12 protein-coding genes are annotated in these 12,927 nt (G+C 71.6%); 8 read left to right on the top strand and 4 right to left on the bottom strand.

The features are described 5' to 3' along the window. Positions 1 to 60: 60 nt before the first annotated feature. The 8 genes from tsf (at position 61) to OG299_RS12390 (ending at position 8,894) form a co-directional block, all read left to right on the top strand. A complete protein-coding gene (gene tsf / locus OG299_RS12425; protein ID WP_327361531.1) occupies positions 61 to 897 on the top strand; it encodes a translation elongation factor Ts in 837 nt (278 codons plus the stop codon). Positions 898 to 1,059: 162 nt separating this feature from the next. Beyond that, the gene (gene pyrH, locus OG299_RS12420) at positions 1,060 to 1,839 is read left to right on the top strand and encodes a UMP kinase (RefSeq protein WP_030162523.1); all 780 of its coding nucleotides are present in this window, start codon (positions 1,060 to 1,062) and stop codon (positions 1,837 to 1,839) included. Positions 1,840 to 1,924: 85 nt separating this feature from the next. Further along, positions 1,925 to 2,482 carry a ribosome recycling factor gene (gene frr / locus OG299_RS12415; protein WP_030298420.1) on the top strand — a complete coding sequence of 186 codons (558 nt, stop codon included), beginning with the start codon at positions 1,925 to 1,927 and terminating at the stop codon, positions 2,480 to 2,482. Next, the gene (locus OG299_RS12410; RefSeq protein WP_266636327.1) at positions 2,482 to 3,558 is read left to right on the top strand and encodes a phosphatidate cytidylyltransferase; all 1,077 of its coding nucleotides are present in this window, start codon (positions 2,482 to 2,484) and stop codon (positions 3,556 to 3,558) included. The genes frr and OG299_RS12410 overlap by 1 nt, the downstream gene beginning before the upstream one ends. A gap of 160 nt (positions 3,559 to 3,718) precedes the next feature. Beyond that, positions 3,719 to 4,831: a dual-specificity RNA methyltransferase RlmN gene (rlmN, locus tag OG299_RS12405; protein WP_266636325.1), complete on the top strand. Its 1,113-nt coding sequence runs from the start codon at positions 3,719 to 3,721 to the stop codon at positions 4,829 to 4,831. 252 nt (positions 4,832 to 5,083) lie between these two features. Beyond that, positions 5,084 to 6,187, top strand: coding sequence for a thiamine ABC transporter substrate-binding protein (locus tag OG299_RS12400; protein WP_327361530.1), 1,104 nt, complete (start codon positions 5,084 to 5,086; stop codon positions 6,185 to 6,187). Further along, the gene (locus OG299_RS12395; protein ID WP_442817507.1) at positions 6,163 to 7,863 is read left to right on the top strand and encodes an ABC transporter permease; all 1,701 of its coding nucleotides are present in this window, start codon (positions 6,163 to 6,165) and stop codon (positions 7,861 to 7,863) included. The genes OG299_RS12400 and OG299_RS12395 overlap by 25 nt, the downstream gene beginning before the upstream one ends. After that, positions 7,863 to 8,894 carry an ABC transporter ATP-binding protein gene (locus OG299_RS12390; protein ID WP_327361529.1) on the top strand — a complete coding sequence of 344 codons (1,032 nt, stop codon included), beginning with the start codon at positions 7,863 to 7,865 and terminating at the stop codon, positions 8,892 to 8,894. Before OG299_RS12395 ends, OG299_RS12390 begins: the two co-directional genes overlap by 1 nt. A 49-nt stretch (positions 8,895 to 8,943) precedes the next feature. Here OG299_RS12390 and OG299_RS12385 read toward each other — a convergent pair whose 3' ends face one another. From OG299_RS12385 to OG299_RS12370, 4 genes are all read right to left on the bottom strand, one after another. Next, entirely contained in the window at positions 8,944 to 9,873 is a 930-nt protein-coding gene (locus OG299_RS12385) for a DMT family protein (RefSeq protein ID WP_266636319.1), read from the bottom strand. 91 nt (positions 9,874 to 9,964) lie between these two features. Further along, on the bottom strand, positions 9,965 to 11,056 hold the full coding sequence (locus OG299_RS12380) for an LOG family protein (protein ID WP_327361528.1): 1,092 nt from the start codon (positions 11,054 to 11,056) through the stop codon (positions 9,965 to 9,967). A gap of 26 nt (positions 11,057 to 11,082) precedes the next feature. Beyond that, positions 11,083 to 12,156: a hypothetical protein gene (locus OG299_RS12375; protein ID WP_327361527.1), complete on the bottom strand. Its 1,074-nt coding sequence runs from the start codon at positions 12,154 to 12,156 to the stop codon at positions 11,083 to 11,085. Further along, positions 12,138 to 12,908 (bottom strand): ABC transporter ATP-binding protein, encoded by a 771-nt coding sequence (locus tag OG299_RS12370; RefSeq protein WP_327361526.1) that lies wholly within the window; start codon positions 12,906 to 12,908, stop codon positions 12,138 to 12,140. The genes OG299_RS12375 and OG299_RS12370 overlap by 19 nt, the downstream gene beginning before the upstream one ends. Positions 12,909 to 12,927 lie beyond the last annotated feature (19 nt).

Raw genomic sequence — 12,927 nt, 5'->3', positions numbered from 1 at the left:
AGCGCGGCGCCTCCGCCGTTCACCCGTAGATCTACGACTTCGAGAGAGAATCACAGACTCATGGCGAACTACACCGCCGCTGACGTCAAGAAGCTCCGCGAGCTCACCGGCGCCGGCATGATGGACTGCAAGAACGCGCTGGTCGACTCCGACGGTGACGTCGACAAGGCCATGGAAGCGCTCCGTATCAAGGGTCAGAAGGGCGTCGCCAAGCGCGAGGGCCGTTCTGCCGAGAACGGTGCCGTCGTCTCCCTCATCGCCGACGACAACACCTCCGGTGTCATCGTCGAGCTGAAGTGCGAGACGGACTTCGTCGCCAAGGGTGACAAGTTCCTGGCCGTCGCCAACCAGCTGGCCGCCCACGTCGCCGCCACCTCCCCCGCCGACGTCGAGGCGCTCCTCGCGTCCGAGATCGAGGCCGGCAAGACCGTCCAGGCGTTCGTGGACGAGGCCAACGCCAACCTCGGCGAGAAGATCGTCCTGGACCGCTTCGCGCAGTTCTCCGGCGGTTACGTCACGGCGTACATGCACCGCACCATGCCCGACCTGCCGTTCCAGATCGGCGTCCTGGTCGAGCTCGACAAGCCCAACGCCGAGGTCGCCCGCGGTGTCGCGCAGCACATCGCCGCGTTCGCCCCGCAGTGGCTGTCCGCCGAGGACGTCCCGGCCGAGAAGGTCGAGTCCGAGCGTCGCATCGCCGAAGAGGTCACCCGCGCGGAGGGCAAGCCCGAGGCTGCCATCGCCAAGATCGTCGAGGGTCGCGTCAACGGCTTCTTCAAGGAGGCCACCCTCCTCGGCCAGCCGTACGCGCTGGACAACAAGAAGTCCGTCCAGAAGGTTCTGGACGAGGCCGGTGTCACCCTGAAGCGCTTCTCGCGCATCAAGGTCGGCATCTGAGTCCGTCCGTACACGACGGACACCGGACCCCGGTAGGGTCTGAAGCAGTCGTCCGCCCGCGCGCGGAACGACCGCAGATCTGACGAGGAGGCCATTGCCGTAGAGGGAACCGCGAGGACCCACCGGCAATGGCCTTCTTCGTATGTGCACGAGGAGATCTCCATGAATCAGGGCGTGGACCCCCACACCGCTTCCGACGACAAGAGCGACCACGACAAGAAGGGCCGCCGCTTCATGCTGAAGCTGTCGGGCGAAGCCTTCTCCGGTGGTGGAGGACTGGGCGTCGACCCCGACGTCGTCCATGCCATCGCGCGCGAAATCGCCGCGGTGGTCCGTGACGGCGCGGAGATCGCCGTCGTGATCGGCGGCGGAAACTTCTTCCGCGGCGCCGAACTGCAGCAGCGGGGCATGGACCGTGCGCGGTCCGACTACATGGGCATGCTCGGCACCGTCATGAACTGCCTCGCCCTCCAGGACTTCCTGGAGAAGGAAGGCATCGACTCCCGCGTGCAGACCGCCATCACCATGGGCCAGGTCGCGGAGCCGTACATCCCGCTGCGCGCCGTACGCCACCTGGAGAAGGGCCGCGTCGTCATCTTCGGCGCCGGCATGGGCATGCCGTACTTCTCCACCGACACCACGGCCGCCCAGCGCGCCCTGGAGATCGACGCCGAGGCCCTGCTCATGGGCAAGAACGGCGTCGACGGGGTCTACGACTCCGACCCGAAGAAGAACCCCGACGCGGTGAAGTTCGACGCGCTGGAGTACAGCGAGGTGCTGTCCCGCGACCTCAAGGTCGCCGACGCCACCGCCATCACGCTGTGCCGCGACAACAAGCTGCCGATCCTGGTCTTCGAGCTGCTCGCCGAGGGCAATATCGCCCGCGCCGTCAAGGGTGAGAAGATCGGCACGCTCGTGAGCGACCAGGGCACCCGGGCCTGAGCGTCCCGACGCCGGGCCCGGCCCCACTGGGCCGAGCCCGCCCCGCCCGCCTGAACCATCCAAATCTGACATGCAGGAGCACGTGGTGATCGAAGAAATCCTCCTCGAGGCCGAGGAGAAGATGGAGAAGGCCGTCGTCGTCGCCAAGGAAGACTTCGCCGCGATCCGCACCGGTCGTGCGCACCCGGCGATGTTCAACAAGATCGTGGCGGACTACTACGGCGCCATCACGCCCATCAACCAGCTCGCGTCCTTCTCGGTGCCCGAGCCGCGCATGGCGATCGTGACCCCGTTCGACAAGAGCGCACTGCGCAACATCGAGCAGGCCATCCGCGACTCCGACCTGGGCGTCAACCCCAGCAACGACGGCAATATCATCCGGGTGACCTTCCCCGAGCTGACGCAGGACCGCCGCAAGGAGTACATCAAGGTCGCGCGCACCAAGGCCGAGGACTCCAAGGTCTCGATCCGCTCCATTCGCCGCAAGGCGAAGGACGCCCTCGACAAGCTCGTCAAGGACAAGGAGTCCGGCGAGGACGAGGTGCGCCGCGCGGAGAAGGAGCTCGACGACACCACCGCGAAGTACGTCGCGCAGGTCGACGAGCTGCTCAAGCACAAGGAAGCCGAGCTCCTCGAGGTCTGATGAACGACTCTCCCTGGGCCACGGAGCAGGTTCCGGCGGGTCCCGCATACGATGCGCTGGTGGGCCCGCACACTCGGCCCATGCCCATCGTGCCCGATGCCGCCGGCCGTGACTTCGACGACCGGGAAGCACGCGATCGGGGGGCCGCCGCCGACGGCGCCCCCCCGTTCCGCGCCGAGACGCCGCCGCAGGAGCCCATGCCCAGCCCCCCGCCTCCGCCCTCGCAGGCACCGCAGGACGCCTCGCCCCCGCCGCAGAAGAAGCGGGCGGGGCGAGACCTGCGTGCCGCCATAGGGGTCGGTGTCGGCCTCGGTGCGGTGATCTTCGCTTCGCTGTTCATCGTGAAGGCGGTCTTCGTCGGCGTCATCGTCGTCGCGGTCGTCGTCGGCCTGTGGGAGCTCACCTCCCGGCTCCAGGAGAAGAAGGGCATCAAGGCGCCGCTCGTCCCGCTCGCGGTCGGCGGCGCCGCCATGGTCATCGCCGGATACGTCCGGGGGGCCGAGGGCGCCTGGGTGGCCATGGCCCTGACCGCGCTGGCGGTCCTGGTCTGGCGGATGACCGAACCGCCCGAGGACTACCTCAAGGACGTCACCGCAGGCGTCTTCGCGGCGTTCTACGTGCCCTTCCTGGCCACCTTCGTCGCGATGCTGCTCACCGCCGACGACGGCCCGGAGCGCGTGGTCACCTTCCTGCTGCTGACCGTGGTCAGCGACACCGGGGCCTACGCGGTGGGCTGGCGCTTCGGCAAGCACAAGCTGGCGCCGCGCATCAGTCCCGGCAAGACCCGCGAGGGACTGTTCGGCGCGGTGGCCTTCGCGATGGCGGCCGGCGCGCTGTGCATGGAATTCCTGATCGACGGGGGCGCCTGGTGGCAGGGCCTGCTGCTCGGTCTCGCCGTCGCGGTCAGCGCCACGCTGGGCGACCTCGGCGAGTCGATGATCAAGCGGGACCTGGGCATCAAGGACATGGGCACGCTGCTGCCGGGCCACGGCGGCATCATGGACCGGCTCGACTCCCTGCTGCCGACCGCCCCGGTGGTGTGGCTGCTGCTGGCGGCCTTCGTCGGCACGGGCTGAAACCGGCCTTCGCGGGTCCCGGCCGGCAGGCGGTTCACCAGGGGGACCCCGCTGAGCTGGGGCGACGTACATCCGAAGGCTTCGGGTGGGTCCGGGCGGTTACTCTTGAAAGGCGCGCTGCTTCTGCGGCGCGCCTTTCGTCTTACGAGGAGTACCTGCCATGGCCCGCCCCGTCCCGGGAGAGCTCACCTTCGTCGCCCCTCGCGGAGCCAAGAAGCCGCCCCGGCATCTCGCCGACCTCACGCCCGAGGAGCGGCGCGAGGCGGTCGCCGCGATCGGTGAGAAGCCCTTCCGGGCCAAGCAGCTCTCGCAGCACTACTTCGCCCGGTACGCGCACGACCCGGCCGAGTGGACCGACATTCCGGCGGGCTCCCGCGAGAAGCTCCAGCAGGAGCTGCTGCCGGACCTGATGAACGTCATCCGGCACATCTCGTGCGACGACGACACCACCCGCAAGACCCTGTGGAAGCTGCACGACGGCACGCTCGTCGAGTCCGTGCTGATGCGCTACCCCGACCGGGTCACCATGTGCATCTCCTCGCAGGCCGGCTGCGGCATGAACTGCCCGTTCTGCGCCACCGGCCAGGCGGGCCTGGACCGCAACCTGTCCACCGCCGAGATCGTCCACCAGATCGTCGACGGCATGCGCGCGCTGCGCGACGGCGAGGTCCCCGGCGGACCGGCCCGGCTGTCCAACATCGTCTTCATGGGCATGGGCGAGCCGCTGGCGAACTACAAGCGGGTCGTCGGCGCGATCCGCCGCCTCACCGACCCCGAGCCCGACGGCCTGGGCCTGTCGCAGCGCGGTATCACCGTCTCCACCGTCGGCCTGGTCCCGGCGATGCTGCGGTTCGCCGACGAGGGCTTCAAGTGCCGCCTCGCGGTCTCGCTGCACGCGCCGGACGACGAGCTGCGCGACACCCTCGTCCCCGTGAACACGCGGTGGAACGTCCGCGAGGTGCTCGACGCGGCGTGGGAGTACGCCGAGAAGTCCGGCCGCCGGATCTCCATCGAGTACGCCCTGATCCGCGACATCAACGACCAGGCCTGGCGCGGCGACCTCCTCGGCCGGCTGCTCAAGGGCAAGCGCGTCCACGTCAACCTGATCCCGCTGAACCCGACGCCGGGCTCGAAGTGGACCGCCTCGCGTCCCGAGGACGAGAAGGCCTTCGTGGAGGCCATCGCCCGCCACGGCGTGCCGGTGACCGTCCGCGACACCCGCGGTCAGGAGATCGACGGCGCCTGCGGCCAGCTGGCGGCCTCGGAGCGCTAGCCTGCGGTTTTCGCGGGCCCGATTCGGCCACGGGGTACCCTGTGGCCGAACCAATTGCATATTCCGACAGGGGAGCGCCACAGCGCTGAGAGTGCGGTAACCGTCATCCGCAGACCCTCTGAACCTCGCCCCGGTCATTCGGGGTAGGAAGTTCGGTCATCACTCAAGCTGTTGCGCCCTGCCCGGCGACCGCTCGCACTGAGCGCCGGGCAGGGCCGCGTCTTCTCCTGGTCATCCCAGGAGGAATCACCAGTGAGCACCACCAAGAAGTTCGCGGGCGCAGCGCTCGCGGCCGCGCTCGGCGTCGCCACGCTCAGCGCCTGTGGCGGCGGAGACGCCAAGGACAAGTCCGCGGGCGGCGGGAGCGAGGCGCCGAAGTCCAAGACGGTCACGCTCGTCTCGCACGACTCCTTCAACGTGACCGACACGGTCCTCAAGGAGTTCGAGCAGCAGAGCGGCTACACCGTCAAGGTCCTGAAGTCCGGGGACGCGGGCGCCGCCCTCAACCAGGAGATCCTCACCAAGGGCTCCCCGCGCGGCGACGTCTTCTTCGGTGTCGACAACACGCTCCTCTCGCGCGCCCTCGACAACGGGATCTTCACGCCGTACGAGGCCAAGGGCCTGGCCGACGTGAAGCCCGAGTACGTGCTCGACAAGGAGCACCGGGTCACCCCGATCGACTCCGGCGACATCTGCGTCAACTACGACAAGGCGTATTTCGCCGACAAGAAGCTCGCCCCGCCGCAGACGCTGGATGACCTGATCAAGCCCGAGTACAAGAACCTGCTGGTCACCGAGAACGCGGCGACCTCCTCGCCGGGCCTCGGCTTCCTCCTCGCCTCCGTCGGCAAGTACGGCGATGGGGGCTGGAAGGACTACTGGACGAAGCTCAAGGCCAACGGCGTCGAGGTCGTCGACGGCTGGGAGCAGGCCTACAACGAGCGCTTCTCGGGCTCCGCGGGCGGCAAGAAGGCCAAGGGCGACCGCCCGCTGGTCGTCTCCTACGCCTCCAGCCCGCCGGTCGAGGTCCTGTACGGCGAGCCGCAGCCGGCCGAGGCCCCCACGGGCGTCTCCACCGGCACCTGCTTCCGCCAGGTCGAGTTCGCGGGCCTGCTCAAGGGCGCGAAGAACGAGGAGGGCGGCAAGGCGCTCCTGGACTTCCTGGTGAGCAAGAAGTTCCAGGAGGACATGCCGCTGCAGATGTTCGTGAACCCGGTGGTCAAGGACGCGAAGCTGCCGGAGCTGTTCACGAAGCACGGCGTGGTCATCGAGAAGCCCGAGAACGTCGCTCCCGAGACCATCGCCAAGAACCGTGAGCAGTGGGTCAAGACATGGTCCTCGCTCGTCGTGAAGTAGAACGCGAGAGCACTCCTGCGAAGGAGGGCGTACGCGGTACGGCCGTCAGGCTCGCCCTGATGGCCGTACCGCTCGCCTTCTTCGCGCTGTTCTTCGCCTATCCCGTCGCCGCGATCGTCGGCCGCGGGATCAAGACCGAGGACGGCTGGCAGTTCGGCCGGATCGGCGAGGTGCTGGCCCGGCCCGACATCGCCGACGTGCTCTGGTTCACCACCTGGCAGGCGCTCGCGTCCACGGTGCTCACGCTCCTGATCGCACTCCCCGGCGCGTACGTCTTCGCGCGCTTCGAGTTCCCCGGCAAACAACTGCTGCGGGCGGTGGTCACGGTCCCGTTCGTGCTGCCGACGGTGGTGGTCGGCACGGCCTTCCTGGCGCTGGTCGGGCGGGGCGGACTGCTGGACGAGCTGTGGGGCGTCCGGCTGGACACCACCGTGTGGGCGATCCTGCTCGCGCACGTCTTCTTCAACTACGCCGTCGTCGTACGGACGGTCGGCGGGCTCTGGGCGCAGCTCGACCCGCGCCAGGAGGAGGCCGCCCGGGTGCTGGGTGCCGGGCGGTTCGCCGCCTGGCGGCGGGTGACGCTGCCCGCGCTCGGGCCGGCCGTGGCCGCCGCCTCGCTGATGGTGTTCCTGTTCACCTTCACCTCCTTCGGCGTCGTGCAGATCCTGGGCGGGCCCTCGTACGCCACCCTCGAGGTGGAGGTCTACCGGCAGACCGCGCAGCTGCTGGACCTGCCGACGGCCGCCGTCCTCACGATGGTGCAGTTCGTGGCGGTCGGCCTGATCCTCGGCATCCACGCCTGGACCGTGCGCAGGCGCGAGACCGCCCTGCGGCTCGTGGACCCGGCGCGGACCGCACACCGGCCGAGCGGGCCCGGGCAGCGCGCCCTGCTGGGCGGGGTGCTGCTGACGGTGGCGCTGCTGATCGTGGCCCCGCTGCTGGTGCTGGTGGAACGGTCCTTCGACGTTCCGGGCGGGTACGGGCTCGGCTTCTACCGGGCGCTCCAGGACGCGGGCGCCGGCGGCGGAACGTTCCTCGTGCCGCCGCTGGAGGCGATCTGGAACTCCTTGCAGTACGCGCTCGCCGCCACCGCCATCGCCCTGATGATCGGGGGGCTCGCGGCCGCGGCACTGACCCGGCGCGGGGGCCGGTTCGTGCGCGGGTTCGATGCGCTGCTGATGCTTCCGCTCGGGGTTTCGGCGGTGACCGTCGGCTTCGGGTTCCTGATCACCCTGGACGAGCCGCCGCTGGACCTGCGGACCTCGTGGATCCTGGTGCCGCTGGCCCAGGCGCTGGTTGGCGTGCCGTTCGTCGTACGGACCATGCTGCCGGTGCTGCGCGCCGTCGACGTCCGGCTGCGCGAGGCCGCCGCCGTGCTCGGGGCGTCCCCGCTGCGGGCCTGGCGGGAGGTGGACCTGCCGCTGGTGCGGCGGGCGCTGCTGATCGCGGCCGGGTTCGCCTTCGCCGTCTCGCTGGGGGAATTCGGCGCGACCGTCTTCATCGCGCGACCCGACCGTCCGACGCTGCCGGTGGCCGTGGCGCGGCTGCTGGGGCGGGCCGGTGAGCTCAACTACGGGCAGGCGATGGCCCTGAGCACGATTCTGATGCTGGTGTGCGCGGTGTCCCTGCTGGTGCTGGAGCGGCTGCGCCCCGACAAGACCTCGGGAGAGTTCTGATGACGTTGCTCGAACTGGCCGGGGTGTCGGTCCGCTTCGGCGAGCGTGCCGTCCTCGACGCACTGGACTCCGTGGATCTCGCGGTCGCCGAGCACGAGATCGTGTGCGTGCTCGGGCCGAGCGGGAGCGGCAAGTCCACGCTGCTGCGGGTCGTCGCCGGGCTCCAGCCGGTCTCCGCCGGGCGGGTCCTGCTCGGCGGTGCGGACCAGGCGCGGGTGCCGGTGCACCGGCGCGGGGTCGGCCTGATGTTCCAGGACCACCAGCTGTTCCCGCACCGGGACGTGGGCGGCAACGTCGCGTTCGGGCTGCGCATGGGGGGCTCCGGCCGGGGGGCCTGCGGGGCCCGGGTCGCGGAACTGCTGGAGCTGGTCGGGCTGCCCGGGGCCCAGGGCCGGTCGGTGTCCTCCCTGTCGGGCGGTGAGCAGCAACGGGTCGCCCTGGCCCGGGCGCTGGCCCCCTCGCCGCGGCTGCTGATGTTGGACGAACCGCTGGGGCAGCTGGACCGGGGGCTGCGCGAGCGGCTGGTGGTGGAGCTGCGGGGGCTGTTCTCCCGGCTCGGGACCACGGTGCTGGCCGTCACCCACGACCAGGGCGAGGCCTTCGCCCTGGCCGACCGGGTGGTGGTGATGCAGGACGGGCGGATCGCGCAGGCCGGGACCCCGCTGGAGGTGTGGCAGCGGCCGGCCTCGGAGTTCGTGGCGCGGTTCCTCGGGTTCGAGAACGTGGTCCCGGCGCGGGTGTCCGGCGGGGCGGCGGTGACGGCCTGGGGCAAGGTCCTGGTGCCGGCCGGATCCCCGGAGGGCGAGCGGCGGATCCTGATCCGGCCGGCGGGCGTGGTGCTCGCCGCGGCGGGGCTGCGGTGTGAGGTGCTCGCGAGGACGTTCCGTGGGACGCATGTGGCGCTGCGGCTGCGGCCGGAGACGGGGCCGGAGCTGGAGGCGGAGTGCGGGTTGGCCGGCGCCCCGGCCGTGGGGGACCGGGTGGCAGTGGCCTTCGCTCCGGCCGAGGTGGTCGTCCTGCCGGCGGGGTAGCCGCCGCGCGGGCTGAACAGACCTGGGGCTCCGCTCCGGACGCCGCGCCTCAAACGCCGGCGGGGCTGGATTCGGCGGGGGTGGATTCGCGCGCGGGGTCTTCGGTCGGGGATTCTGCGCCGTCGTGGTTGCCGTACCAGGCGACCGCCACCGCGCCCGTGACGGCCAGGACGAAGCCGAGGACCGCGAGCCACGCCAGTCCCGGCCGCGATGCGTCGCCCAGCCACAGGACGCCGATCGCACCCGGCAGGACGGTCTCGCCGACGACCAGGGCGGCCGTCGCGCCGTTCACCGAGCCGATCTGGAGGGCGACCGTGTGCAGGTACATGCCGCCCACGCCGGCCAGCACGATGGCGTAGAGGGCCGGATCGGCGAGCAGCTTGCCCAGGTCGAACGGCTCTACCCCCTCGAGGATCCGGACGCCGACGCCGAGCGCGCCGAAGGCCAGGCCCGACAGCAGGCCCGCCAGGATCGCGGCCCGGGCGCCCAGGAGGCGGACGGCCACCGTGCCGCCCGCGATGATCAGCAGGGTCACGGCGAACAGCCACCAGTGCGTGGACATCGGGGCGTGGTGGCCGCCCTCGTGGCCCGCCGCCGTCGCCAGCAGCACCAGCGCCGCGCAGACGACCCCGATCGAGGTCCATTCCTTGCGGGTCAGCCGGATGCCCAGCATCTTCACGCTGAGGACGGCGGTGATCACCAGGTTGGCGCTGATCACCGTCTGGGAGAGGAACAGGGGCAGCAGCCGGGCGGCGAGCGCGCCCAGCCCGAAGCCGACGAAGTCCAGGACGGTGCCGACGATGAACTCCCACGTCATCGCCGCCTTCGCGGTGGACGAGAGGTTCGGGCCGCCGTGCGCGGTCACCCCGGCGGAGGCCGGGGACATCCGGGCCGCCCGGCGCGAGCCGACGGCTTGCAGGACGGACCCCGTGCCGTAGCAGATGGATGCCGCGATCGCGGTCAGCAGGCCTATGAGCACCGAGGGCTCCGTTCACGTCTGGCAGGGTTTTGCACTTTGATTACCTATGGCAGACGTGCGATCGGGCCGGGAAGTTGCCTCGGTCCGCCGCTCACTTCATCGAAGCGAGTACGGCGGGGACCTCGGCCACCGAATCGACCAGCGCGATCCGGGACTCCATCTCACGGCCGCGCGCCAGCGCCCGGAGCAGCGGCCACGCGGGCAGGTGCTCGGTCCAGTGCGTACGCCCGACCAGCACCATCGGGGTCGGCTCGCCCCGCGACCCGTAGTAGTTCGGCGTGGCGTTGTCGAAGATCTCCTGCAGGGTGCCCGCGGCGCCCGGGAGGAAGACGACGCCCGCGTTGGACCGGGCGAGCAGCCCGTCTTCCCGGGTGGCGTTCGCGAAGTACTTGGCGATGTGGCCGGCGAAGGCGTTCGGCGGCTCGTGCCCGTAGAACCAGGTGGGGATCCCCACCGAGTCGCCGCCGCCGGGCCAGCGGTCCCGTACGGCGAACGCCGCCTGCGCCCAGTCGGAGACCGAGGGCGCGAAGGACGGGGCCTTGGCCAGGATCTCCAGGGCCTCCGCAAGGGCGTGGTCCGGGGCCGGAGCCAGGTAGGCGCCGAGGTTGGCGGCCTCCATCGCGCCGGGGCCGCCGCCGGTGGCCACCGTCAGCCCGGACCGGGACAGCTCCCGGCCGAGTTCCGCCGCGCCCTGGTAGTCCAGGCCGCCGCGGGCCATCGCGTGGCCGCCCATGACGCCGACCACCCGGGCGCCGGCGAGGTGCTCGTCGAGGGCGTCGGAGACGGCGTCGTCGTGGACGGAGCGCAGCATCGAGGAGAAGACGTCGCCGTCCGCCTTGGTCTCCTGGAACCAGGCGTACGACTGGGCGTCCGGGGTGGCCTCGTAGCCGGCGGACAGCCCCGCGAACAGCTCGTCGGCGGTGTACAGCAGGCCGCGGTACGGGTTGAAGGGAAGGTCAGGCACCGGCGGGAAGACCAGCGCGCCGTCCGCGCGCACCTTGGCCGACGCGTCGGGCTCCATCGCGCAGCCCAGGAAGACGGCCGCGGAGGTGTCGGCGGACAGCAGGGCGAACGTACGCTCCAGCAGGTTGACCGACTGGATCCGGTAGCCGTTGAGCGAGCCGCGGGCGACGACCTGGTCGAATTCGGCGAGCGTCTCGATCTCGATGTCTGCGTTGACCATTCGGCCCACCCTAAGGGCTGCTCGTGTCAGCGGGTCAACGCCAGCGACGTCAGCTGCGCCACACCCCATACGACGGGTACGCACACGGCCGCCAGCGCGGTCGCCCGCAGGGTCGCGGCCGTACGCAGGACCGTGCCCGGAGTGCCCAGGTCGCGCAGGGTCGCGCGGGTGTCGGAGCGGTCCTGGCGGACCTCCACGGCGCGGGTGAGCAGGGTCGCGGCCACGCACAGTGCCACCAGCGCGCAGGCCGGTCCGGTCAGCGGGCCCAGCGGGACGGGGAAGCCGCCCCGGTCGCGCAGGGCCGCGGCGGTGAGGGCGCCCGCGCCGACCGCGCACAGCAGCCCGAGCGGACGGCCCAGCCGGGGCGCCTCTTCCTGGAGGGTCCGCCCGGCCAACAGCCGCATGGCCCCCGGGCGGACCGCCTGCACCACGGTCCCGCAGGCGTAGGCCAGGCCCGGTCCCGCGAGGGAGAGCCCGACGGCGGTGAGTGCCCATCCGGCCGGCATGCCGACGCCGCCGAGGCCCGCGTACGCCTCGACCGCCAGTCCGCAGGCGGTGAGCGCGATGCCCCAGGGCAGGCCGGTCTGCGGGGCCAGCGGCGGGCGCGGGCGCAAGGCGAGGGCCGTGGCGGCGGAGGCGGCCAGCGGCACCAGGGCCAGCAGGGTGAGGGCGGCCGCCACGGGCAGTGGCCGGTCGGCGTGCAGCATCCGGGCCCCGGCTCCGTCGAAGGGCAGGCCGGTCAGGTCGCCCCGCAGGTGGAGGAGGGCGGCCAGGGCCAGGGCGCTGCCCAGGGTGCACGAGACGGCGGTGGAGAGCGCCGCGACGAGGGCGAGCCGTACGGGGCCCAGCCCGACGGCGTCCATCCCCTCGCGGGGCCGGGTCGCGGGGTCCGTCCGGGCGACGGCGACGGCGAACTGCACGGTGACGGCGAGCGGGACCAGGGCCCACAGCAGGCGCGGGAACGATCCGGCAGGCCGGGCGGTGGCTTCGGTGAGCACGTACAGCAGGAGGAAACCGGTGCCGGCACAGGCGGCGGCGACCAGCAGCCGGCGCAGCTGGACGAGCGGGCGGGAGCCGCGGGCTAGGCGGAGAGCGAGCACGCGGCCTGGCCCTCCGGGGTCTCGTCGGAAGGACCGCCGACGGCGGCGGCGGTCCCGGCGGGTCGGCCGTCGAGCAGCGCGACCCGGCGGTCGGCGACGGCCGCGGTCTCCTCGTCGTGCGTGGCCAGCACCACGGTGATCTCGTGCGAGCGGGCCGCGGTGGTGAGCGTACGGAGCAGCAGGGAGCGCTCGGCGCGGTGCAGCGGGGCGGTGGGCTCGTCGGCGAAGACCACGGCGGGCTCGTTGACCAGGGCCCGGGCGAGGGCGACCCGCTGGGATTCGGCGCGGGTCAGGGCGCGCGGGCGCTTGCGGGCGAAGCCGCCGATGTCGAGGCGGTCCAGCCATTCGCAGGCGGCGGCCTTGGCGGTGCGGTGGGAGGCGCCGGCCACCAGCAGGGGCAGGGCGGCGTTCTCCCACACCTTGAGCTCGGGCAGCAGCCGGGGATCGGGGCCGATCCAGCCGAACCGGTCGCGGCGCAGCCGCTCGCGGGCCAGCGCGCCCATCGTGTGGACGGGCACGCTGTTGAACCAGATCTCGCCCTGCTCGGGCACCGCGTGTCCGGCCAGGCAGCGCAGCAGCGTGGTCTTGCCGCTGCCGCGCGGGCCGGTCAGGGCCAGGATCTCGCCCTGGCGGACGCCGACCGAGACCCCGATGAGGCCGGGGGAACCGCTGTGGGAGTAGTGAACGGACCGTGCCCAGAGGACGTCATTGTCCGGTGGGGCGTTGTCCGGTGGAGCCACCATGGCGTACACCTCCGTCCGGGGGAACGAA

Origin of the sequence: Streptomyces sp. NBC_01296 (genome assembly GCF_035984415.1) — a bacterium.
GTDB lineage: Bacteria > Actinomycetota > Actinomycetes > Streptomycetales > Streptomycetaceae > Streptomyces.
The sequence above is the reverse complement of the archived record's forward strand: the minus strand, read 5'-3'. Positions and strand labels throughout refer to the sequence as shown.